Genomic DNA, 22,519 nt, shown 5'->3' with positions numbered 1-22,519 from the left:
CCTGCGGGTTGGACAAAGACCGCCTCACATAAACCAGCGGTATTCCCGCGCGCTGATGTCTTGCATAAACGCCAGATGGTCCTGGCGTTTGTTTTCGCAATAAACGTCGACGAACTCGGCCCCCAAACCCGCGCGCAACTGCGGTTGGGGCTGCATGGCGCGCACGGCTTCGAGCATGTCCAGCGGGAAGTCGACGCCGCTGTTGCGGTCTTCGTTGAGCGGCGCAATCGGCTCTTTGGCCGATTCAAGCCCGTGCTCAAGCCCCACCAGAATAGCCGCCAGCACCAGATACGGATTGGCATCGGCGCCCGCCAGACGGTATTCCACCCGCAGGTTTTTACTGTCTGACTCGGGAATCCGCAAGCACGCGTCACGATCCTCAAAGCCCCAACTGGCGCGGGTGGCGATGTTGGTGGTGCCGCCCAGACGGCGGAAAGCGTTGTGGTTGGGGGCAAAAATCGGCATGCACGCGGGTAAGAGTTCCAGACAACCCGCAATGGCGTGGCGCATCGGTTGCTGTTGATTGGCCGCCAGCAGGTTGTTGCCCGCCGCGTCATACAGGCTGACGTGCACATGCATGCCGCTGCCCGGCTGATGCAGGTAGGGCTTGGACATAAAGCTGGCCCGGTAACCGTGCTTCATTGCGACCCCCCGGGTGCTGCGGCAGAACAGTGCTGACCAGTCGGCGGCACGCAAACCATCGTCAAGGTGGCCGAAGTTGATTTCAAACTGCCCAGGACCCAGCTCGGCGGTGATGACCGTGGCATCGATACCCTGGATTTGCGCCGCCTCAACCATTTCATTGAGCACCGGGGCAAAACGCGACAGCCGCTCGATGTGCATGTTGGGCTGGTCATCGGTGTCGTCGGTGAACGGGTCACGGGCAAATTGCGGCAGGCCATCACGCAGGTGCTTGTCGAAGAGATAAAACTCCAGCTCAAACGCCACCACCGGATGAATGCCTTTGCTGGCCAGCCGGTCAAGCACTTGCGCGAGGACTTCACGCGGCTCGAATTCGATGGGTTTTGCCGTACCGTCAGAGGTAATCAGCATTTGCCCCAACGGCTGGCCTTCCCAGGTCACCGGCTTGAGTGTGCCGGGCACCAGACGGCGCACGGCATCCGGGTCACCATCGTTAAAGCAATAATCACCGATCTTGAACAACCCGCCCTGCGCCCCCAGCAACACGCAGTTTTGCGGCAACTTGAGCGCGCTGCCCCCCGCGACTTTTCCCAGCATGTCGATCGGATAACGTTTGCCGTAAAAATGCCCCGGTATGTCCAGAGAAATCAGGTCGACATACCGCACATCCGGGTAGCGCTGGCGAAAGGTCCGCACTTCGGCCAGCAGGTCAGAGCACGCAGCATCCATCGTATTCATCCTTAAATCAGGTGTAGACCCACAGCACGCGTGTGAGCTGCTCGGTCAGGTTGGCGTAACGGCACAAGGTGTTGCTGTCGAACTGAAAACTGTCGCCGGCGCGCAAGGTCACCGGGTCTTCGTCGTCGCCCAGCCATAAGGTCAGCTCGCCCTCCAGCACATAGCCGCCCTGCTCGGAGCTGTCGAGCATGTGCCGCTCGCCGCTGGTGGCACCCGCCTCCAGCAGACTTTCGAGCATGGAAAACGATGCGCGGATTTTCGGCGAAACCAGAATGTCGGTGATGCCATTGGCCAGGTACAGGGTGCGGCGCTCGTCCGGCCGAGTGACCCAGGACAAGGCTTTGGGCTTGGGCATGTTGTAGAAATAGGTGGTCGGTACGTCCAGCGTTTCGCTGATGGCGGTGAGATCTGCCACCGTCGGCCGCGACAGACCGCGCTCAACCTGAGACATAAAACCCACCGAGCGGCCAATTTTGTCGGCCAGTTCCGTGAGGGTGACTTTTTTGTGCTTGCGCAGATCGTGAATGAGGATCGCCAGCGCAGCGATTTCTTCTTGTTTATTCACGTCCTGATTCCGCACAGCCTTGAAGGCACATTTTTACCGCCATGAAATTTATTTAGCTTAATTTCATGAAAAACTACCCGGTAAATTTCACGAGCGCAAGGCTATTTTTTGACCAGACAACCGTTGGCCGGGGCAAAAAACCTCTCGGATTGCCCTAAAAAAACACTAAGCGGCTGTTTTTACGTGCTTTTTTTCACTCAGGGGGTTCACAGGTCGAGAAAATGTCGATATATTCTCGCCCACTCTTACAGCAGATCTTAAAGACCTCGCAGTAAGCAGCGTCACACAGAGTGCAAGGCACTCTTCGCAACAGATACAGGGGCGTCGCCAAGCGGTAAGGCAGCAGGTTTTGATCCTGCCATGCGTTGGTTCAAATCCAGCCGCCCCTGCCATTTTCCAGTGTTATTCAGCCGCCAGGCACCCAACGAATAACCCAATAAATTCGCAATACCTGTAGTCGCTGCCGAAGCATGAGGCTGCGAAAACCGTTTTATTTACCTCTTCTCGCAGCCTTCGTGCCTCGTCAGCGACTACGCGTCGGGTCATTCGTTGTAGACCCAAGGGCCTAACGCTGCCGTTACCAGTAAAAGATCTTTACGACTGCTTCGCAGCCGGACGTAGCCTCGCTGAGCTCGCCAACTGCTACGGGGGTTGCTGCCTACTTGACCCACTCAATCTGCTCGCTGTAAGGCGTCTGGATGTCGCGCTCGGGGATTTCCCAGATCACCAGTTTGGGCGGGGTGTCTTTGAAGGCCGGGTTGTTAAAGTAGGTGTTCGCACCACCGGAAAACTCGCCGCCATCCTTGGAGAAGTTGCCCACCGGCGCGGCCAGCGCCTGTTGCAGGAAGCCGAGGAAGTTGGAGTTACGCGAAAAGGAGGTGCCGATCAGGGCGATGTTGGGCAGGTTGTCGTCACCAAACAGGTCATCTTCGCTGGCCGCCCCGCTGCTGCCTTCGGTCTTTTTCTCGCTGAACTCGCTAGCCGCCACTGTTTCCGGGGCGGGCTGAGCACTTACTGGCAACCAGTCAAGGCCCGCCAGGTGCACCAGGTCACCCGGACGGCGGGCCGGGCTTTGCACGGTGCGCTCGTAGTCTGTGTGCGGGGTAGCGTTGATGCCCATGGCCTGGACATGCTGGGCAATCGCTTTGGCCGCCGCCGATGAGCCCACTTCGCTCCAGTGAGTGTCAGTGCGCAGAAACGCCTCGGCACCCAACGGTTGCAGGGTGGGCGCCAGGTCGATGGCCTTGACGCCTGCCTTGTTCAACGCGGCAACCCACGCCACAGCGCGATCCTGCAATTGCGCCGGGCGACGCAAATCGCACAGTTGTGAAGCGCCAATCCGGCTCTTGTCTGGCACCACCGCCACCAGCAGTTGAATGCCGCGCTTGGCCAGACGCTGTTGAATGTCGACCACCGCTGCCGCCTTGGTGTCGGCGTTGTCCTGGGCGTGACGGTTGATGCGCATTTCGTCGGTCAGGAATAACCAGCCGTCACAGCCCGGACGCACCCGCGCGCCGGTGTCATGGAAGGTCAGCCAACTGGCCGCGCGCTCCAGATCGGCTGCGCGTTCCGGCACCGCCGCCATCGACAATTGCTTGGCGATTTTATGGGTGACTTCGCCATGCAGCACTTGGTCCTGGGTGAGGTTGGGCGGCAACAGTTGAACCTTGCCGCTGACCAACAACCACATAGCCGAAGCAAAGCTTGCCAGCAAAAACGCGGCGAATACCCAGCCGGACAGCTTGCTGATACGGGCCGTGAATTCACTCGGCATAACCGCTTTTGGGGATGAGTCAGGCATGGGCTCGGCCATCAGAACTGGAAGTACAGGAAAGGCACCGCTTCACGGCTCGCGATCAACGCGAACGAGAGCAGAAAACCCGCCACCGGCCACACGGCCGCTATCGGTGCATACAGCGCTGAGCCGCCGAAACGTTGCTCATACCGGCTTTTAAAGGCCGGCGCGAGGATGCAGGCGATCCCCAGCAAAGCCGCCAGGCCATGGGCCGAACGCAGGGTCACGGCCAGCGCGTCGCCCAGTGCAAAGTCGTGCAAACCAATCTGCCCCGCGTACATGTTCAACGCCGAATGGAAGTCCGGCGCGCGGAACAATGTCCAGGCCATAAACACAAACAACAGGGTCAAGGTGTGCGCCAGCACCGGCGGGATGCTCGGCAGGGTCGAGCGGGACCACAGGCGGTCTACGCACAATGCAATACCGTGCGCAGCGCCCCACAGCAGGTAGTTCCAGCTGTCGCCGCCATGCCACAGACCGGCGATGGCCATGGTCAGGAACAGGTTGCGATAGGTTTTCCAGGCGCCATTGCGGTTGCCACCCAAGGCGATGTACAGGTAGTCGCGCAACCAGCTGGACAGCGACATGTGCCAGCGCCGCCAGAAATCCTGAATGCTTCGGGCCAGGTACGGCTGATTGAAGTTTTCCGGGAAGTGAAAGCCCAGCATCAAGCCCAGGCCGATAGCCATGGCGCTGTAGCCGGCAAAGTCGAAAAACAGTTGCAGCGAATACGCCAGGCAACCGATCCAGGCATCGACAAAAGACGGATTGTCCAGATGAAACGCCACGTCCACTAGCGGCGAGAGGGTGTCGGCCACCAGCACCTTCATGCACATGCCGATCATGAAACGACGGGCACCCAGCGAGAAGTTCTGCCAGTCGAAGTAGCGTTTGACCAGCTCGCGGCGCACCCAGTCGTAACGAATAATCGGCCCTGCAATGGAGTGGCCGAACATCGAAATGTAGGTGGCGTAGTTCACAAAGCTGCGCTCGACCGGCACGGTTTTGCGGTGCACATCCACCAGATAAGAGATCGCCTGCAGCACGATAAACGACAGTCCGGCAGGCAACGCCACGCGCTGCCATTCCAGCGGCATGGCACCCGGGTAGGTGATCCACTCCATCCAGGTGGCCGCCAGAATGTTCGCGTACTTGTACCAGCAGAGCACGGCGGTGTTGAACACGATCAGCGCGACCAACAACCGCACACGGCCCTTCGAGTCTTCCCGCGAACGGTCAATCAGCAGCCCGCCGACCCACGCGACCACGGTCAACGCCATGTGCAACGCGAGAAACATCGGGTTCAGCCAGCCGTAAAATAACCAACTGCCGATCAATAAAATGACGTTACGCCACTGCGGCTTGCCCAGCGCATAGATGAGCAGGAACGCTGGCAGAAATAACGTCAGAAACTCGAGAGAGGCGAAGACCATGGCGGCGGCAGAATCCGATCAGTGGGATAGAGTGTCCGTTGCGTGCAACAACCGCGGCCCGTTGGCAGACGGCACCAACATCACGCTGTAACGCTCGCCCGCCTTGAGTTGGCCCAGATCCAGCGCAGCGCCGACATTGGCATTCGCGCACACCAGTTGCACCGACAATTGCACCGGATTGATCAGGCGGCGCTGGGCGGTGTTGACCGGTACAGACTTGAACAACTCAGCGTTACGGCCTGCAGCAACCAGCGCGGCATCGGCACACGACGCATCAACGTTAAAAAATGCCAGCGACGCCTTTAAAGCGTTGAAGTCATTCTCAGGTTCACGCACCACCGCCTGTTGAATTCCCGCACCACCAGGCACTGCAAACACCGTCACAAACTCACTGGGCTCGATCTTCAAATCGATGGGCAACGTCTGTCCGCCACTGACCAGCGTGCCCTTGACCGGTTTGCTGGAGTCCACGGGAAACAACAGCGACACCGGCTGCGTCGTCTCCAGACGCAGCGGCGCCTGCCCAGGCTGAGCAACCACCTCCAGCGGCGCAGGGCTGGCGTTGACGAAGCGAATAAATGCCGAGTCTTCAGCCGGTCCGGTGGCGTAGAGCGCAGGGGCAGCGTTTGCCACGGCGCTGCATGCCAACACCGGCAGGGCCATTAGCGCCGAAAAGTGCTTGCTCATTTTTTCAGCCCCTTGACCGCAGGCGTGTCCAGCAACGCCTTGTCGATGGCGTCACCCCAAAGTTTGTAGCCGGGCGCGGTCATGTGCTGGCCGTCGACCGTTGCCCACTCTTTTTGCCCCGGAACCGAAAACTTCAAGGAGTCGATGTAATCGCAGGGCGCGACGTTAGCCGCCAGGAAACCCGACACCTGCTTGACCCGCTCCGGAGTCTTTTTGTATTGAGCACCCACAGAGCCCCAGTTCGGCCCCACCCAGACGCAACGCTTGCCCGTCGCAGCAATCGCTTTGGCCAGGTCGGTGGTCTGTTGCCAGGCCCAGGTTTTAGGGAATTGCGGCTTGTCGTAACCCGCCATGGTGTCGCCCAGTACAACCAGCACCAGGTCCGGCTTATCGGCAGCGATCAACTCACTGATGGGGGTGGTCGCGGTCTTGTCACTCAACACCACCACCTTGCCGCCATCCTTACGCTCGGCAGCTCCGCACTGCCCCGCCGGGGAGGCTTTGAGCCAATCACCGGCATTGGAGCCGCAAATCCCCAGGGTGTGTACTTTGGCCCCCTGGGCCACGAGGTCTTCATGCAACGACGTAATCAAATACCCCGGCGTCGCCAAATGGCTGTCGCCGATCATTAGAATTGTCATGCCCGCCAAAAGAGATGCTGCCACGGTCTAGCTCCTGCACATTAGTTCGAATACGGAGAAAGGTAAGGATTGATCGGCATCGGCATGCGCCCGGTGAAGTCTTCGAGCGTGTAACGAAGGTACAAGCCACCCGTCCACTGCTTGTAGTCCTGGGCGTTGTCCATGCCAAAGCTGCCCCCCAAAATCATGTTGCTGCCCAAACGGTACTCGGCTGCCGCGCCGAGGTTGTAGCCGATCCCGTTTTTGTTCTGGCCTGAAGATTTGGTCTGCAACGATGAGCCGGCAGCGGCATAGGCCGCCGACGCCTGCTCCAGCGATGCTTGCATGGCGCCGTCGTTGGCGAAGTACTTGGCCGAGTCCTGCTCGATGTGTTGCAGGCCCACCGAACCGCGCAGCGTGTAGCTCCAGCGATCCGCGCGTTGCGACCAGCTCACCGGCACGCCGATGGAGAAGTAGTTTTGCGGGCTGAAGTAGCCGCCACTGCCGTAGGTGAAGTTGTCCTGGTTGTTGTCGTACTTAAGGGCAGTGGCGCCAAGGCCTGCCGTCAACTGGCGTTCTTCATCCCTGAGCAGGTACCAGTAAATACCGGCGCCGCCTTCGGCACGGGTGTTGTCCTTGACGTTATTGCCTAACAGTTTGTACAGGCCCGCGTAACCGTACGCGCCGTAGTCACCGTTGTCGTAACCCAGTTGCACGCGCCCGCCGTTGGCGGTCACACCGCCCCACTTGAGGCCGCTGCGCGCATCTTTGGCACCGGCAAAAGACACCAGGCTGTCGTTCACCGAGCGGCGCGACAAGCTCGCCCCGTAACGCACGTTACTGTCTTCGCTGAGCGCGCGATCAATGCTCACGCCACCCACGGGCGTGCTGTACAGAAAGCCCAACGGGCTGACGCCGATGTCAGCCTTGAGCCCTTGCGAGGGCATTTCATAGCCCACCGCCACACCCACGCCCGAGTCTTTTTGCCGACCGGCCGAGCCATTGACACCACTGGCCGCGGCCAGCGCTGCCGGGGTTGGGTCGGGGGCTGCCAACACGGTTTGCACCGCTGCGATCTGAGCCGCATTAGGGCCACCAAAGCGGTTTTTGGCCGAATCACCTACGCTGCCTGCGTTCAACGACACCGGGGTCACACGCAAGGCAACACGGTCATCGCCCACCGGCAAACTGATCTCCAGCGGCGCTTCCACGTCGGTCATTTTGCTCAGGCCCGACTCGCTGTCGTTGCTGCGAATGGCCACCCCTTGGGTGATACGCGGGCTGCGCTCCTGCTTGATCTCGGTTAAAGCGGTTTGCATCGCCTGGCGCGCTTCTTCTTGCGGGTCGCTGACCGGGGCTGAAGCAACCCGGCGTGGCGCAACGTAATCATCGTCGAACTCAGGGACGGCATACCCCCCGCCGCTGGCACTCGGTGCGATACGTGCTGGGTTGCGTGAGTTACCTGCATACACCGGCACGGGCGCAGCGATGTCTTCGTCGGGCGCGGCCAGTTGCTCCTGTGCAGGCTCGGGAATCAGCGGCACGCTGCCTTGGGCCAAACGCGACTGGCGACGCTGCCCCTCTGCCCCCACAAACGGGTTGGCGGCCACAGCCGATTTCGCGAAGGGATTGGCGTCTTGCTTGGGCGGCGCCTGCAATGCCAAGGCGCGGGTATACAGTTCCTGAGCCTTGGCGTTTTTGCCTTGGGCACGGAAAATGCCCGCCGCACTGGCGAGGATCTGTGCATCGTTGGGCGCCAGTTCAAGGGCTTTGTCCGCCGCAGCGGCGGCCCCGCTCTTGTCACCCGACTTGTTCAAGGCCTGGGCCATGCCGATCTGCAATTGCGGGTCATCAGGCGCGGCCCGCAACAATGGCTTGTACAGCGCGATGGCTTTGGCGCTGTCGCCATTGGCCAGGTACATGCGCGCCAGTGCGCCGTTGGCCAATGGATCGTTCGGCCGTTGGGCCAGCGCCGGGGCCAGGGTGTCGTAAGCCGCGACCAAATCGCCCTTCTCCCGCAGTACGTCCGCCTGACGCACGGTGTACAAAAACAGCAGCTCGTCGTAGGTACGCTGATCCGCCGCGGTCAAAGGCTGGCTCTGCAATTGGTGTAGCAACTGATTAACCTTGGCGTCATCACCGGTTTTGAGCAGCACACCGGCATACGCCAGGCGCAACGACGCGGGCGGATTACTGCTCTGCGCAATGGCGTTGCGCAGCATCGACAAGGCGTGATCCGGGTAACCCGCATCGACATACGCCGAGGCCAACATACCAATGGATTGCGGCTTGCCGTTGGCGGCCAGTTCAGCGCGGCGCAACAAGGTCAGCGCTTGCTCACGGTCGCCCTGCTTGGCCAGCGTCGCCGCCTGGGTGACCAGCGCCTGCAGTTGCGCTTCGCTGGCCAGTTGCTGCATCGGTGCCGTGCGCTGGCTCATGGGGATGCGCTCCAGCGTGCTTTGCGCGGCCGACCATTCGCCCAACTGGCTGGACAGCAAGGCACTCGCATACAAGACCTCGGGATCTTGCGGGTTGGCCTTGAGCGCATCGGCCATGGTTTGCCGAGCCTTGTCCGGGGTTTTGGCTTGCAGGTAATACAGCGCCAGATCGTAGTGCGCCCAGGCATTGCCCGGATCATTGCGGATGGCTTCTTGCTGCGCCGCGATCGCGCCCTTAAGGTCACCACTGCGCGCCGCATTTTTGGCCTTGCCCACCGCAACCGCGGCTTTCAACGGACGCAGGTCGCCCAAACGCTGTTGCTGGGCCGGGGTCATGCGCTCGACCATCTGCATGGCCTGGCTGGCCTGACCGTTTTGCGCCATCACGGTGATCAACCCGAGCAACGCGTCCGGGTTGTCGTTGTCCAGGCTAAGGGCCTGACGATAGCTGGCCTCGGCATTGGTCAACTGGTTCTGCTCAGCCTGTACCCCGCCCAGCGCAATGTAGCCTTCAGCCTGACGCGGCTTGCTGGCGATGGCTTGCTGCAACAGGCTGCGCGCCCGTGGCAAGTCCTGGCTGGCCCGCGACTTGTCGGCCTGACCCAGGAGGCTCCAGTAGCGGTTACCGTCCAGCGCCGACTGCCAGCGCTTGTCGGAACCACGGGCAGCGGCCCGACTCAACAACTCATTGGCGTCACTCAAACGGCCCTGACGCTGACGCACCAGACCGAGGCCGCCCAAGGCGTCGGAATCTTGCGGTTGTTCTTTGAGGCGAGCCAGAAACGCTTGTTCAGCGATGTTGAGCTGGTTGTTTTGCAGCGCCTTATAGCCGCGCGCCAGGTTGGGGTTCATGTTGGCCGTGCTGCCCGCTTTGGGGCGGCTGAGCATTTGCGTGCGGATCTCGCTGTCGTTCGGGTTGGCCTTAAGGTAGGCCTCAAACAAAGGGATGTCCGAAGGGCGTGGGGTGCCCAGCCAGACCAGCCCCTGGCGCCAGCTTTCGGTGGCTTCACCGCCCAGCTCAGGCAACGTCGACAACTGCGCAAGGCGCTGCAAACCTTCAGGGCGGGTGCCTTCGTTGCGAATCAGCAATTTGGCCAGTACCAGCTTGGCCTTGGCGTTGTTCGGGTTCTGTTGCAGCAAGCGCTCCAGCCCCTGACGGGCTTCATTGGCGCCGCCAGCGGTGTAGCTCAGGTAGTTGTAGAACTCCAGCGCCAGCTCACCTTGCGGCGGCTTGCCGGCAAACGCCTGCCGGTACAACGCCACCGATTTTTCCAGCTCGCCGCTACGGGCCTGAGTGCGCGCCTGATCCAGCAGGTCCGGGTTTTTACCGGCTTGCAGGGCAATGGCTTGCTCCAGTTGCAAGGTCAGTGGATCACCGGGATGGGACTGTTTTAACTGCGCCAGGTAATTGCTCGCGCCGCTCACGCGCTTGGCCTTGAGTTCGAGCAGGCCCAGGCCATACAGCGCATCCACTTGCTGCGGGTCGATCAACAGCAGCTTTTTCCAGACCTCCGTGGCCCGGGCCGGGTCGTCTTGGGTCTGCCAGTATTTACCCTGCTCAAGCAGTGCCTTGCCCGCGTCATTGAGCGCGGCAAAACTGCTGCTGTTAATCAGTGCTGCAAGTATCCCGAAGGCTACGGCGTGGTGGCGCGCGGACATGTTGTCTCCCACATCGGTTGCAACTTCCCGTCATCCAGGAAGTGGTAGCGGTTGTCCATATAGCTCAAGGAAAACAGGCTCAATACAAAGAAGTAGTACGGCGGCTGTGCCAGCTTGACCGCTTCAGGCGTCAGGCTTTGCGCCATGAGTTGCTCAACGCGCACGGCCTGCTCTTGTTGCAGCGTAGTCTTGCCCAGCGCCTTGAGGTACGGCAGCAACGCCGCCGAGAAACCAAACGGCCCGGCCCCGCTATGCGCGCCGCTGGTGACCTGAACTTTTTCCGGGGGCACGCCGTCCTCGCCGGTGGCCTGCAACATGCCATCCAGGCTAGCGAGCAAGGGTTTGCGCAATCGGTCACGGGCAGGCATCAGCCCGGCCCACATATAGGTGCGAATGGCGTCATAGCTGCCCAGATCACCCTTGGTAGGGTCGGTCACGAACTCACCGGTTTTGGTGCCGGTAGCGCGGTAAGTGACCCAATCCGCGACAAAGCCGTTGTGAGAAACGGCTTTGATCAGGGTGACGGTGTTCTTGGCGATGTCCGCCCATGGACCTTTGGGGTCAACCTCGGCAAAGCGCCGCAGTATCGGAATCGGCATGTAGCTGGGGTTTAGCTGCCACTGATCCGGGCTGGCCGGATCAGGTTTGATAAAGCCGAACTTGCCCGGCAGCAGCATCTTGCCCAGGCCCGGCAAGGTGGCAACCTCTTGGGCGGCGATGTTGTGCAGCAGATGCCGACCGTCTTCGGTGTAATCCATGCGGTGCCAAAGCCGCCCGGCTTCCAGCAAGGCGTAGGCAAACCACAGGTCGCCGTCAGACGCCGAGTTGCTGTCCAGCAACACCCATTCACCGTGTTCGTCCAGGCCCCAGAACCAACCCGGCAAATGGGTTTTGATGTCGCCCTGGGCGAGGTTATTCACGCTCCAGCGCCAGAGCTTTTCAAAGGTTTCGCGATCATCCGCCACCAGCGCAAAAAACATGGCGTACGACTGCCCCTCTGAAGAGCTGTGACGCTGCGGCGTGCTGGCGTCCATCACGCGGCCGTCGGGCTGCACAAAGTGCTCAACGAATGTTTGCCAAAGCGGCCAGGGCGGCACACTGCAAGCCTCTGCACGGGCGGTGACCGGCAACAGCCAGGTCAACAGCAACGCACACAGCAGGCCACCCCGAAAGCGGGCTCGCACAACACTCACACCCGTCACGAAAAGCACTGGGGCCTACTCTTTAAGACGCTTGTTGGCACGCGCACGCAATGCCAGATAAGCCAGCCCGCTGAGCACCACAACGCCCAGGCCGGTCAGTACCAGCACCCACAGTACGTGGCGCGACATCAACCATTGCAGGTATTTGATCGTGCCCAGGTTGCCGACGTAGTAATCCTCGTCAGCCACCAGCGCCTCGACGGCTTTGTCACGCACCACCACCAGGCTGCCCTGCACCGACTGGGTGTAATCCTCCCCGCCAATCAGGGCGTTGGTCGCATCCGCCAGGCCGTCAGGGCCGCCCCCCGCGATCACCACCACGCTGCGACCACTTTTAAGTGGCGACTCAAAACCCGTCAGGTAAGTGCTACGCGCACCACCGGAGAACGCCATCGCCAGTTTGGTTTTACGCAAGTTCGCTTCCGGGTCCGGGCTGAACCAGTCACGCACGCGCATCGGCAGGTCAGACAGATGGAATTTCTGCTGGCCGTCGGCATCGTAAGCCGGCAAGCGATCGGCCCACAGCGACAGCAACGGCTGGTTGTTGCCCGAGGCAAACACCAGCAGGTCTTTGTCGGCGGCGCCCGCCACTTTGTCGGCTTCGATCACTTGCACACCCACCGCCGGGTAGCCGGTGGACTGGCCAAAACGGCCGAGCACGGTCAGGAATGCATTCAGTTCAGGAATGCCAGGGTGGTCGGGCAGCACCACCGCGGTTTCTGACAGGTCAGCCATGCGGGTGAACGGGAAGCCGGCGTCTTTGAACACGCCCAGGTTAGGCATCGCAATGAAATGGTCGTAGCCGGTCAGGTCCAGGGTCGACTCAGGGTCGATGGAGCCGCGCATGTTGTCGATGATGATGTCGCGGCATTCGCCCTGCTTGATGTAATCAAACATGTAGCGCAGTTGCAGGCGTGATTGCAGGGCCACCGAGTTAAGCGGCAGGCGCACGCTCAGCTCGCGATCAAGGTTGCCGTTGTTGCTTTTAAGAGTGCTCAGCACGCTGCTGTCGAGCTTTTCCTCGGAGGGCAAGCTTTGCGACTGAATCAGCGCATCGTTAAAGCTGACGATAAACGACGAGTTGTTGGATTTTTCTTGCGGGGTGTAACGGTATTTGAGGTCCAGCGGGGCTCCGCTATCGCGCCAGGTAAACAGGTCTGGCGGGAAGTTCAGCGGCACCACGATGTCGCCCGGGTTGTAACCGGAGACATTGAACTGTTGTTCTGGCAGCAGCTCGCCGAGCTTGACCTTGCGGTCTGTCGGCAACCAGTTTGGCGCGTCGTAAGGCTTGCGTGGCTGCACCACCGTGAGGTTATCGATCACCACGCCGTTGCCCGACAACGCCTGGCTGCCCAGCACCAACGCCGTGGCGGCCCGCTTGAGTTCAGCGCTGTCACGCCCGGTAATGAGCAACAACTTGCCGTTGGGGTCGTTGGGGTTGGTGATGATGCTCACGCTTGGACCCTTGGCCGCTGGCAGTGTCACGCCGTCCAGTTGCAAGTCACCCTGGCCGCTGAGCAATACCACGGCGTTACCGCTTGTAGGGATCTGGTTGAAACTGGAAGAGAACCGCGCACCGCGATAGCTGGACAGTGCCCCAAACCAGGAAGACAACGCACCGGCCGCTTCCAGCGTGGTGTTGTCCGGTGAGGCGGCAAAAACAAATGGCAGCTCCAATGGCCGCGCGTCACGACGATCAAAAAAGGGCAACGGTAAAATCGACAAATCATTGGGCAACGGCAACGGTGACACATCGAGGGTCAGGTTGGTGCCATTGTTGATTTTGGCCCACAAGCTGGAGTGCTGCGGGTCCTCGCAACTCATGGTGTAGTGCCCGATGAACTGCAAGCTCAAACGGTTGAACTCAGTGATCAGGTGCGGCGGGATATCGATTGTTTGCTGCTGCGGTTGCCCGGCCTTGTCTTTAGGCAGCGGCAGGCTCGCCGCCACTTCGTCATTGATCAGCACGTTGATTTGCGACAGGTCGGCCAGCAACGAAGGCGAATAGGCGTACTGCAGGTTCAACTTGGCGCCCGTGACAATCGAGTCGGCGCGCACGTTGAAGCTGACGCTGTCGGTTGAGTCCACACCGCGCAAGGTCATGGGGTAATTACGCCCCAACTGCTTGAGCGTCACGGTGTAGCTATTGGGGGTGGCCGCAGGAGCCGCCGGCGCAGCGGCCGTCTCGGCGTACGCCGTGCCGCCACTCAACGCCAGCCAGGCACAGGTCAGGCCTGCCAGTGCACGACGCGGGTCGCGCAGATTACTGAAAGCGAAAGACTTTGAATTCATCATTTGTCCAATACGTTTTCTAGAGTGGATGGGGCGATACGACGACGCGCAACAGCGTTTCGCAGTTCCATAAGCGTGGCTTTAAACAGCGCGGTAAAACCGCGCCAACCGATGCGGGTAACGGCACGCAAAGCCACCAAAGGCGTATCGATCTCGCCATGGCCCCAGGTTGAAGCCCAGGTATCGGCACGTGAAAACGTCAGACGAACCAGTTCGCTTTGCTGACGCAAACTCAAGTGGTCAAACTGCAAGCCCAGCAAGCCGCCACGACTGAACACAATGATGGCCGGGAACACGCTGGCCTGATCGTTGCGAAACAGCGAGATCTGCACACGCGCACCTTGGGGCACGCTAACGCCCTCGGGCAGACGCAAGCCCATGCCTTTTTGCGAGAAGTCTTGAGTCACGCCTTCGATTACGCTGCCATCGGGCAAGGTCATGAGCGCAGGCATGACAGCAGCCACCCGAGGTTCAGAACGTACCTGGCGGGTTTCACTGGCAACCGCCACGGCCGCACTGGTGATGATCAGGTTGTAGACCGTCCACACCAGGTTGATCAGCAAGGTAACGACCGCCCCTTCGCTGCCCACTGCCAGTTGCACAAAGCCGAAAATCATCCCGGCCAGGTTGATGGCCAGCAGCACGATATAAGGCCGGGCCAGCTTCCAGTCAAAGAAGGTCTGATCGATGATCCCGCCCTTGCTGGTCACGTTGAAACCGCCGAACTTGGGTTTGACCAGCGCCATCAGCACCGGCCCCATGATGTACCAGGCCAAAACCGTCTCGTACACCTCGTTCCAGAACGAGTGGCGAAAGCGCCCCTGAATCGCCGAGTTAGTCAACGCCGCATGGAAAATATGCGGTAACGCATAGGCCATGATCATCAAGCCGGTGGCATGGAAAATTTGCGCACCAAAAAACAGATACGCCAGCGGTGCGGTCAAGAACACCAAGCGCGGCAAACCGTAGAAAAAGTGCAGCATGGCGTTGAGGTAGCACAGCCGTTGGCCCAGCTTTAAGCCCTTGCCGAACAACGGGTTGTCGGTGCGAAAGATCTGCGCCATGCCCCGCGCCCAGCGCACCCGCTGGCTGATATGACGGGACAAACTTTCGGTGGCCAAGCCAGCTGCCTGCGGAATCGCCAGATACGCCGTGTTGTAGCCCGCGCGGTTGAGTTTTAGCGCGGTGTGGGCGTCTTCGGTCACGGTTTCTACTGCCACGCCGCCCACTTCAAGCAGCGGGTCACGGCGCAATACCGCGCAAGAACCACAGAAAAAGGTCGCGTTCCACAGGTCGTTACCGTCTTGCACCAGGCCGTAAAACAACTCCCCTTCGTTAGGCACCGAGCGGAAGGTGTTAAGGTTTTTTTCAAACGGGTCCGGTGAAAAGAAGAAGTGCGGGGTCTGCAACATCGCAAGCTTGGGGTCTTTCAAAAACCAGCCAATACTGATTTGCAGGAACGAGCGGGTTGGCACGTGGTCTGCATCGAAAAAGGCCACGTACTCGCCGCTGGTCACCTTCAATGCTTCATTGAGGTTGCCGGCTTTGGCATGACGGTTATTGTCGCGGGTGATGTAGCCAACGTTGATCTGTTCGCAGAAATCACGGAAGTCTTTGCGATTGCCGTCGTCGAGCACATGAACGCGCAGTTTGTCCTTGGGCCAGTCCATGGCCTGAGCGGCAAAAATCGTCAGCTTTACAATATCCAGCGCTTCGTTGTAGGTCGGAATAAACACGTCGACAACCGGCCACTCACTGGGCGGCCCCTTGAGCAGCACCGGCTGGCGACGCAGCGGCCAGGCTGTTTGCAGGTAGCCGAACACCAGCACCGCCAGGGCATACAGTTCGGCCAGTACCAGGCCGTAGCCAAACGCACTGTCGAGCCAGTTTTCAAAGTCCAGGGTCGCCGTAACGCGCCAGTACATGTAACGCAGCGAAGCGGTGAGTGACAGGCCGATCAGAATCAACACCGTCAGGCGGCCCGGTATTTTGCGCAATACCAGCGCCACCGCAAAACAGCCCACGGCGAACATGCACTGCGCATAAAACTCAAACGGCGTAATGATGATAAAAGTGCCCAGCACCACGCAGATCAGCATCACGCCCAGGCCCAGCGCGTGACGCAGCCCGGCCGGCCACTGTTCAATGCGATCAGATATCGCCTGGGCCCAACGCTGAGTGCGGGTTGGCGGGGCGGCCGCATCGGCTTCTGGAGTGGTCGTTATCACTGGGCTTCAACCCCTTGAGCACGCGAGGCTTTGAACCGGGCCTTGAGTTGTTCGGCAAGCAGCAACACGCCCTCACTCGCTGGCGAAGTCTCGGCCGCCGACATGGGGTTGCGTCCGTAGGCCAGCGCTTCACCCAGGGTATTGTCCAGAGGCACCACCGCGATCAACTGCTGCCCAAGGCGGCGCTTGAACACCTCAAGCATGTCCCGTGAAAACTCACGGCTGACGTCGAACTGGTTCACCACATAGGTGCAATGTGAAGACGCGGCGCGGGCATGGGGCGCATTCAGCAGGCGATCGATCGGGTCCAGTGTGTTGAAGCTGGCCGCATCGGCCGTGGTGACCACAATTACTTCGTCGGCCACATCCAGGGCTTGTGCCAGTGACGCTGTAGAACCAGTCGGGGTGTCTATAAGCACTACATCACTTGCACCCAAGTCCATGCTGTCCAACTGGCGCGCCAGCCAGTGGCGGTCTTCGTGCATGGCATGCATCAATGCGTGATTTTCTTCGTCGCCCAACACGCCGTAGGCCAGCAACAAGGCGCCATCAAAGCCGGGTTGCAGCCTGTCATGCCAGGGGTGCCCTGCCCCGTTCAGGCTGCCGATGCCGGACTCGCCCTGCTCGACGCCAAGGTAATAGTGCAACGCGTTTTGCGGGTCCAGATCGATGGCCAGGGTGCGGCCGCCCTCCAGACGCAAACGGCTGGCCAGCCCGGCCGCCAAGGTGGTTTTACCAACACCGCCCTTGAGCGACACCACCACCACAACATGCGCCTTGCACTTGGCCGGACGGCCCCGCGCAGCCTCTTGGCGCACGGCCTCTTCTGCCAGCGCCTGCGCCTCAACCTCACGGGCCTGAACCACCTCGGCGAGCAGATTGCGCAAACGGTTGGGTGCAGCAGGCAAGACCGCCAGAGATGGCTGTGTAATAAGGGGTTGCGAGGTGGGTGGAACGAGTTGAGCGTCTACAGGGTGTGCCAGATTTTGCTCTACCTCGGCAAGCGGTACGGGCTCGGCTGCAGGCTCGCTGACGGGTTGCTCCGGCATTGAAGCGACAGGCTCGATTGAAACAAGGGGTTCGCTGAGCGGCGCTTCAGCACTGTCTGCGACTACTTCAATAGTCACCGCAACTTCAGGGCTGGCCGGGGCTTTTTCCGGCTCAGGTACAGGGGGGTTCTCTTTGTAATCGATCTGGCTTTCGAACTCGTGATAACTACCAGCACTTGCTCCGAATCTGCTGAAAAGACTCGATATGTCATCTGTACGGTTCATAGAGAATTCCCGTGACGCTGGCTTTTTATTAAAGGACATCTGCACGCCACATCGATAGCTTCAAGGTAGGCCATCAGTATGGCATCGTCAATATTTTGAATATGTCAGACCTTAAATCTGGGATCCAATTAAAAAAAAAGATCCTATTCGTCATTATTTTGACATTTCGGAAATTTTGAAATTGACGCGATAGCCCTTCAATTGCACCGCGGCTGCGCCTGCCGCCCTGCAACCCGCTAACGGCGGGCCTTCCAACCAAAAAACAGCGAAATGCCGAAACTCAAACCTATCTCACTACTGTTACAAATAACGGCACTGAATTGACGGAGCGAACCACCGCAGAAAAATAAAAGGTGCCCTGCCGTCTCCAATAAAAAGACTAGTCCCACCTCATGATTTTGGAGGGGCCGCCTGCGTAAAATCAGGCATTTCGTACGACGTTTCCCTTTCAATCCGACGAAACATCCTAGAAAATCTCGCGCGCTTGCGTCGGCCAACATCGGGCACTAGTCTCGGCCCACTGCTGAAAAAAACAGCAGTCGGGTTTAGTAGCTCGGTTTTTAGAGTTTGGCGCATAGCGCCACCTTCGCGAGGCGCTTTTTTTGGCCTCTGCTTTATGGTGGCCGTGCGCAGGGTGCTTTCGAGCACGCCGGTTTCCAAACACGCCGGTCTACTAACCTGTGCACGGCTGCCACCTCATTCGTTTAGTAGCGATAAGTGACAGCCTCCTTAAACAGTGTTTGGAGTCACCGCTATGAAAAAGATAGTTCCCGACCCGCCTGAGTTATCCCTTGAGGCTGCTGCGAGCCATGAGCTGTCGCTCGACCGTGTCGCCGCTAATCGCGCTCTGGATTTTTACCTGCTCGACCAAAAGCCCTCTCGCCACGCGGACCCGTCCGCGTATGCAATCCCTGACAGCGTTAATTCAGAAGCGGCTTTGGCCCAAGCGTCAGACTTATTGCGCTGCCTGGGCGCCTCGGCGATTGAGGCGGGGAATGGTTTGAGCGGGCATCAGCGCCACTTAGTGTTGTCGCTCGTGCACCTGGCAGAACTCGCCCAGGCGTACGTCGACAAGTCACTGGACAGCGTGAGCACGCACTAAAGCAGTACGCGCCTGCTTGGCGACAGGCGCGTTTTGGTAATTGGATTTGACTGAGAGCTCAGTGCAGTAATGGTTATGCTTAAGGGGCCCGGCAATCTCTGCGGGCCGCCATGTTTGACATCAAGGCCCGAGTACCAAAGCGTTCGCCACGTATCGTTTGTTGATAGCTCCGAAATCCCCAACCAAATCACTTGGCTAAGAATTGAATGAGGCAGAGTTCTCACGACCAAGTTTGGCTAGGGCTACAAGCCCTTCACGATCAATGCTGCTGACGTAAGGTTTCGGATCATTACATATCTGCCGGATCAGGTTGGCATTGCGATCCGATTTGTAACGCATCTCGGCCAGCAACAAAATAAGCTTGTCACCATTGATTCCTAGCTCACCCGTACCTTTAAAGCCTTTGATCTCCGAAAGAGCGCGACTAAACATCTCGCTCATCATGGCGAAAGGATGCCCCTTTAATAAGTCCTCGCCGAGCCGACCCGCATGGATATCAGCATAGACGCGGTCAAGTACCGGACCGTTCTGTTCCAGCGACGAGATCAGCAGGGAAATTTTCTCAAGAATATCAGAGCCAATTGGAGCGCCAATCAGGCTCTCGGCCTTTGGGTAGGATGATTTCTCGACAGAGGATCCGCTATCGGCAAAAGCCCACGCAGACACCGTTAGAGCGCATACAAGCGCTAACTTGTTCGCCACGAGGCTTTTCTTTTCTGCCGAGGTATTCATAGCCAGCCACTCATAACCGATGGGGGAACTCGTAAAGAACGAGCTTTTTCGCCCAATCTCAGGCGCAGGTTATAACGGATGCTCAGAGCACAGCAACCGCTACACCATGATAGAGACAGAATGCAACAAATAATGTCAACGCGCGCAAACAGAGTTCGCGTCGTCTCGCAGTCGCGTAGCGACTTTGAGGCGAGGACAAATCTGATGTATTGAGAGAAGGATGTTAAATCGCAAACAACAAAAAAGGGCCCACCTTTCGGTGAGCCCTTCTAGACCGCCCAGCAGAGCGGATTTTGTTTGGTAGGCGCGATTGGACTCGAACCAACGACCCCCACCATGTCAAGGTGGTGCTCTAACCAACTGAGCTACGTGCCTGCTGTGGGGTCGCATTCTATAGATTTGCGGAGGGGTGTCAACACCTTTTTTGCAGCTAACCCCATGAATAGTCGAAATTTTTATTTTCACCCCGAAAATACTCAGTTGGCGCTGGCTGGCGGGCGAATTTCAACTGAGGTAGCATCGGGCGCACTCGTAAAAAATATAAAACAGAGGTTGCAGAATGGCGAACACACCTTATCCCCAGTCCTACTATGCGGCTTCGGCTAATCCGGCGCCGGAGCGCCCTGCCCTGCAGGATGAGGTTGAAACGGATGTCTGTGTGATCGGCGCCGGTTATACCGGACTGTCGAGTGCTCTGTTTCTGCTGGAGCACGGTTTTAAGGTCACGGTGCTTGAGGCGGCCAAAGTAGGTTTTGGCGCGTCAGGGCGTAACGGCGGCCAGATCGTTAACAGTTATAGCCGCGACATTGATGTGATTGAACGCACGGTCGGCGCCAAGCAAGCCCAGCTGTTAGGCCAGATGGCCTTTGAAGGCGGCAAGATTATTCGTGACCGTGTTGCCAAGTATCAGATCCAGTGCGATTTAAAAGACGGTGGTGTGTTTGCCGCGATCACCAGCAAGCAAATGGGCCACCTCGAAGCACAGAAGAAGCTGTGGGAGCGCTACGGCAATACACAACTGGAGCTGCTGGACAAACGCCGTATTGGCGAAGTGGTTGCTTGTGACCTCTACCAGGGCGGCCTGCTGGACATGAGCGGCGGACATATCCACCCGCTGAATCTGGCGTTGGGCGAAGCGGCTGCGGTCGAGTCCCTTGGGGGCACGATTTACGAGCAGTCGCCCGCTGTGCGCATCGAACGAGGTGCCAACCCGGTGGTGCATACGCCACAAGGTAAGGTTCGTGCCAAGTTCATTATCGTGGCGGGCAACGCGTATCTGGGCAATCTGGTGCCTGAGCTGGCGTCCAAGTCCATGCCGTGTGGCACCCAAGTCATTACCACTGAACCGCTGAGCGAGGAGTTGGCCAAAACGCTGCTGCCTCAGGATTACTGTGTCGAGGACTGTAACTATTTGCTCGACTACTATCGCCTGTCCGGCGACAAGCGCCTGATCTTTGGTGGTGGTGTGGTGTATGGCGCGCGCGATCCGGCCAACATTGAAGCGATTATTCGGCCGAAGATGCTCAAGGCGTTCCCGCAGCTCAAGGACGTGAAAATTGATTACGCATGGACAGGCAACTTCCTGCTGACGCTGTCCCGTTTGCCGCAGGTTGGGCGCATTGGCGACAACATCTATTACTCCCAAGGTTGCAGCGGGCACGGGGTGACGTATACGCACCTGGCGGGCAAGGTGCTGGCCGAAGCGCTGCGCGGGCAGGCTGAGCGCTTTGATGCGTTTGCTGACTTGCCGCACTACCCTTTCCCCGGCGGGCAATTGTTGCGTACACCGCTGACGGCGTTGGGCGCCTGGTATTACAGCCTGCGTGACAAGTTCGGGTTTTAAAGGGCTAAAGAAAGGGCTCGCGATCTTTTGATTTTGGTCGTTGTACCGAGTGGGAGGGTTGGCGGCCGCTGCGCGCCCGGACGTAGCCTCGCAAAGCTCGTCAACTGCTACAGGGGCTGTGTGCGCCACACCCTGTAGGAGCGAGCTTGTCTCGCGATCTTTTAAAAGATCAAAAGATCGCGAGACAAGCTCGCTCCTACAGTGGATTGTTATTGCAGGGCTTTGATGGCTTTGCTCGCTGCTTGTTCCTGGCCCAAGCGGGACAGGTCGTTAGCCGCCTTTAACCAGCGTTCTTTGTCGACATTCACCGGCAGTTGGTCCGGGGCCAAAATCAGTACAGCCCAACTGCCAGCATCCTTCCAGCTGGACTCAAACTTGCTGAAGTCCATGACCCGGCGCCGATCCATGCCCGCACGCAACAATACGGTTTGTTTGTTGCGGTCATAGCCCGCCAGCACTGCATAACGCGGTTCGCTCCAGACTCGCCCCTCCATAAAGCGCACCATCACCGGGTGGCCTGCGGCAACCTGGGTCAACAGCGCTGTGAGCGCAGGATCCAGCCGGTACACCATGAGCCCGTATTGCCCGGCCAGTTGCTCCATGTTGCCTTGCAACGAAGCTTCGGCCTCTGGCAGTTTGAGTGGCTTGGTCAAAAGGCCCGGGGTGATTCTGATGCGCTGCTCACCCAGCATGCTGGCCAGCACCTGCGGGCCGCTTTGATGGGCGTTACCGCGAAAAAAGGGCACGCCGTTAAGCTCAACCCGCTCTGGCAGGTGACGCATTTGCGCCTGGTCAACACTGGCACACCCCACAACAGTCACGGCCAATGCGGCCAGCAGCCACAGACGCAGCCCTTTCAATCCACTCAGTCCCTGCATACGCCCTCGCTTTGAATGAACGCCAGACCGCAAGGTCTGCCATGGTCGACGATCATAGGGCGCCAACAGGGTCTGGTATAGCCTTAAAGCACAGTGAAAGTTCCTACATAGAGCCAATCAGTTGGTGCAGCACGACCTTTGGTCAATAGACTGAAACACTGCTCAAGCTAGACTGTCATCTGAAGTGTGTTTATGCCCGTCGTGGGCAAAGGAGGCACTTATGAGCCCGACATTGACCATTATCTTGCTGATCACCGGGTGGCTGGCCGTTGCCGCCGCCATGCTCTGGGGCCTGATGCGCATCAGCCGTCATCATCATCCGCAACCCCAGCCAGAACCCAAGCAAAAACCCGCCCAACCGGCCGCTACCACCGCCAACGCGCACTAAATG

At 59.1% G+C, this 22,519-nt stretch carries 16 protein-coding genes and 2 tRNA genes; 4 read left to right on the top strand and 14 right to left on the bottom strand.

The features are described 5' to 3' along the window. Positions 1-24: 24 nt before the first annotated feature. Together ACJJU9_RS09105 and ACJJU9_RS09100 are read right to left on the bottom strand one after the other, a co-directional pair. Positions 25-1,371, bottom strand: coding sequence for a glutamine synthetase family protein (locus tag ACJJU9_RS09105; protein WP_407730514.1), 1,347 nt, complete (start codon positions 1,369-1,371; stop codon positions 25-27). Positions 1,372-1,387: 16 nt separating this feature from the next. After that, positions 1,388-1,945, bottom strand: a complete 558-nt coding sequence (locus tag ACJJU9_RS09100) for a helix-turn-helix domain-containing protein (protein ID WP_048368902.1) — start codon at positions 1,943-1,945, stop codon at positions 1,388-1,390. A gap of 317 nt (positions 1,946-2,262) precedes the next feature. Here ACJJU9_RS09100 and ACJJU9_RS09095 point away from each other — a divergent pair. Next, a tRNA-Gln gene (locus tag ACJJU9_RS09095) sits at positions 2,263-2,337 on the top strand. 266 nt (positions 2,338-2,603) lie between these two features. Here the strand turns inward: ACJJU9_RS09095 and ACJJU9_RS09090 are convergent. From ACJJU9_RS09090 to bcsQ, 9 genes are read right to left on the bottom strand one after another with little or no spacing between them, the layout of a single operon-like run. Beyond that, complete coding sequence (locus ACJJU9_RS09090) at positions 2,604-3,746, bottom strand: alginate O-acetyltransferase AlgX-related protein (protein ID WP_407730513.1); 1,143 nt, start codon at positions 3,744-3,746, stop codon at positions 2,604-2,606. An 11-nt stretch (positions 3,747-3,757) separates the two neighbouring features. Further along, positions 3,758-5,173, bottom strand: coding sequence for an MBOAT family protein (locus tag ACJJU9_RS09085; protein WP_048368900.1), 1,416 nt, complete (start codon positions 5,171-5,173; stop codon positions 3,758-3,760). An 18-nt stretch (positions 5,174-5,191) separates the two neighbouring features. Next, complete coding sequence (locus ACJJU9_RS09080) at positions 5,192-5,860, bottom strand: cell division protein FtsQ (RefSeq protein ID WP_407730512.1); 669 nt, start codon at positions 5,858-5,860, stop codon at positions 5,192-5,194. Further along, positions 5,857-6,489: an SGNH/GDSL hydrolase family protein gene (locus ACJJU9_RS09075; protein ID WP_048388555.1), complete on the bottom strand. Its 633-nt coding sequence runs from the start codon at positions 6,487-6,489 to the stop codon at positions 5,857-5,859. Before ACJJU9_RS09075 ends, ACJJU9_RS09080 begins: the two co-directional genes overlap by 4 nt. 53 nt (positions 6,490-6,542) lie before the next feature. Further along, positions 6,543-10,577 (bottom strand): cellulose synthase subunit BcsC-related outer membrane protein, encoded by a 4,035-nt coding sequence (locus ACJJU9_RS09070; protein WP_407730511.1) that lies wholly within the window; start codon positions 10,575-10,577, stop codon positions 6,543-6,545. After that, the gene (gene bcsZ, locus ACJJU9_RS09065; protein WP_407730510.1) at positions 10,553-11,770 is read right to left on the bottom strand and encodes a cellulose synthase complex periplasmic endoglucanase BcsZ; all 1,218 of its coding nucleotides are present in this window, start codon (positions 11,768-11,770) and stop codon (positions 10,553-10,555) included. Before bcsZ ends, ACJJU9_RS09070 begins: the two co-directional genes overlap by 25 nt. A 24-nt stretch (positions 11,771-11,794) precedes the next feature. After that, positions 11,795-14,071, bottom strand: coding sequence for a cellulose biosynthesis cyclic di-GMP-binding regulatory protein BcsB (gene bcsB, locus ACJJU9_RS09060; RefSeq protein ID WP_407730509.1), 2,277 nt, complete (start codon positions 14,069-14,071; stop codon positions 11,795-11,797). Then, a complete protein-coding gene (bcsA, locus tag ACJJU9_RS09055; RefSeq protein ID WP_407730508.1) occupies positions 14,071-16,299 on the bottom strand; it encodes a UDP-forming cellulose synthase catalytic subunit in 2,229 nt (742 codons plus the stop codon). The genes bcsB and bcsA overlap by 1 nt, the downstream gene beginning before the upstream one ends. Further along, positions 16,296-17,573, bottom strand: coding sequence for a cellulose biosynthesis protein BcsQ (gene bcsQ, locus ACJJU9_RS09050; protein ID WP_407730507.1), 1,278 nt, complete (start codon positions 17,571-17,573; stop codon positions 16,296-16,298). Before bcsQ ends, bcsA begins: the two co-directional genes overlap by 4 nt. A 754-nt stretch (positions 17,574-18,327) precedes the next feature. On the opposite strand from bcsQ, the gene ACJJU9_RS09045 reads away from it, so the two are divergent. Further along, complete coding sequence (locus ACJJU9_RS09045; protein WP_273223141.1) at positions 18,328-18,675, top strand: DUF6124 family protein; 348 nt, start codon at positions 18,328-18,330, stop codon at positions 18,673-18,675. Between the two features lie 195 nt (positions 18,676-18,870). Here ACJJU9_RS09045 and ACJJU9_RS09040 read toward each other — a convergent pair whose 3' ends face one another. Both ACJJU9_RS09040 and ACJJU9_RS09035 read right to left on the bottom strand, forming a co-directional pair. Beyond that, on the bottom strand, positions 18,871-19,407 hold the full coding sequence (locus ACJJU9_RS09040) for a hypothetical protein (protein ID WP_407730506.1): 537 nt from the start codon (positions 19,405-19,407) through the stop codon (positions 18,871-18,873). A 298-nt stretch (positions 19,408-19,705) separates the two neighbouring features. Further along, positions 19,706-19,782: transfer RNA gene (locus ACJJU9_RS09035), tRNA-Val, on the bottom strand. A gap of 184 nt (positions 19,783-19,966) precedes the next feature. Here ACJJU9_RS09035 and ACJJU9_RS09030 point away from each other — a divergent pair. Then, positions 19,967-21,250, top strand: a complete 1,284-nt coding sequence (locus ACJJU9_RS09030; RefSeq protein ID WP_123750512.1) for an FAD-binding oxidoreductase — start codon at positions 19,967-19,969, stop codon at positions 21,248-21,250. 209 nt (positions 21,251-21,459) lie between these two features. Here the strand turns inward: ACJJU9_RS09030 and ACJJU9_RS09025 are convergent, their stop codons facing one another. Beyond that, positions 21,460-22,128: a PA2778 family cysteine peptidase gene (locus ACJJU9_RS09025; RefSeq protein ID WP_407730505.1), complete on the bottom strand. Its 669-nt coding sequence runs from the start codon at positions 22,126-22,128 to the stop codon at positions 21,460-21,462. Between the two features lie 220 nt (positions 22,129-22,348). Between ACJJU9_RS09025 and ACJJU9_RS09020 the strand changes: the two genes are divergently transcribed. Next, on the top strand, positions 22,349-22,516 hold the full coding sequence (locus tag ACJJU9_RS09020; protein WP_164488140.1) for a hypothetical protein: 168 nt from the start codon (positions 22,349-22,351) through the stop codon (positions 22,514-22,516). Positions 22,517-22,519: the final 3 nt, after the last annotated feature.

Origin of the sequence: Pseudomonas helleri, from assembly GCF_045830615.1 — a bacterium.
In the GTDB taxonomy this organism is placed as follows: Bacteria; Pseudomonadota; Gammaproteobacteria; order Pseudomonadales; family Pseudomonadaceae; genus Aquipseudomonas; species Aquipseudomonas helleri.
This window is presented reverse-complemented; position numbering and strand designations above follow the sequence as displayed.

Excerpts from the sequence above, each read along its gene's own strand:
- ACJJU9_RS09105 (WP_407730514.1), bottom strand. The coding sequence starts at position 1,371 with ATGGATGCTGCGTGCTCTGACCTGCTGGCCGAAGTGCGGACCTTTCGC.
- ACJJU9_RS09090 (WP_407730513.1), bottom strand. The coding sequence starts at position 3,746 with ATGCCTGACTCATCCCCAAAAGCGGTTATGCCGAGTGAATTCACGGCC.
- ACJJU9_RS09085 (WP_048368900.1), bottom strand. The coding sequence starts at position 5,173 with ATGGTCTTCGCCTCTCTCGAGTTTCTGACGTTATTTCTGCCAGCGTTC.
- ACJJU9_RS09080 (WP_407730512.1), bottom strand. The coding sequence starts at position 5,860 with ATGAGCAAGCACTTTTCGGCGCTAATGGCCCTGCCGGTGTTGGCATGC.
- ACJJU9_RS09075 (WP_048388555.1), bottom strand. The coding sequence starts at position 6,489 with ATGATCGGCGACAGCCATTTGGCGACGCCGGGGTATTTGATTACGTCG.
- ACJJU9_RS09070 (WP_407730511.1), bottom strand. The coding sequence starts at position 10,577 with ATGTCCGCGCGCCACCACGCCGTAGCCTTCGGGATACTTGCAGCACTG.
- bcsB (WP_407730509.1), bottom strand. The coding sequence starts at position 14,071 with ATGAATTCAAAGTCTTTCGCTTTCAGTAATCTGCGCGACCCGCGTCGT.
- bcsQ (WP_407730507.1), bottom strand. The coding sequence starts at position 17,573 with ATGAACCGTACAGATGACATATCGAGTCTTTTCAGCAGATTCGGAGCA.
- ACJJU9_RS09045 (WP_273223141.1), top strand. The coding sequence starts at position 18,328 with ATGAAAAAGATAGTTCCCGACCCGCCTGAGTTATCCCTTGAGGCTGCT.
- ACJJU9_RS09040 (WP_407730506.1), bottom strand. The coding sequence starts at position 19,407 with ATGAATACCTCGGCAGAAAAGAAAAGCCTCGTGGCGAACAAGTTAGCG.
- ACJJU9_RS09030 (WP_123750512.1), top strand. The coding sequence starts at position 19,967 with ATGGCGAACACACCTTATCCCCAGTCCTACTATGCGGCTTCGGCTAAT.
- ACJJU9_RS09025 (WP_407730505.1), bottom strand. The coding sequence starts at position 22,128 with ATGCAGGGACTGAGTGGATTGAAAGGGCTGCGTCTGTGGCTGCTGGCC.
- ACJJU9_RS09020 (WP_164488140.1), top strand. The coding sequence starts at position 22,349 with ATGAGCCCGACATTGACCATTATCTTGCTGATCACCGGGTGGCTGGCC.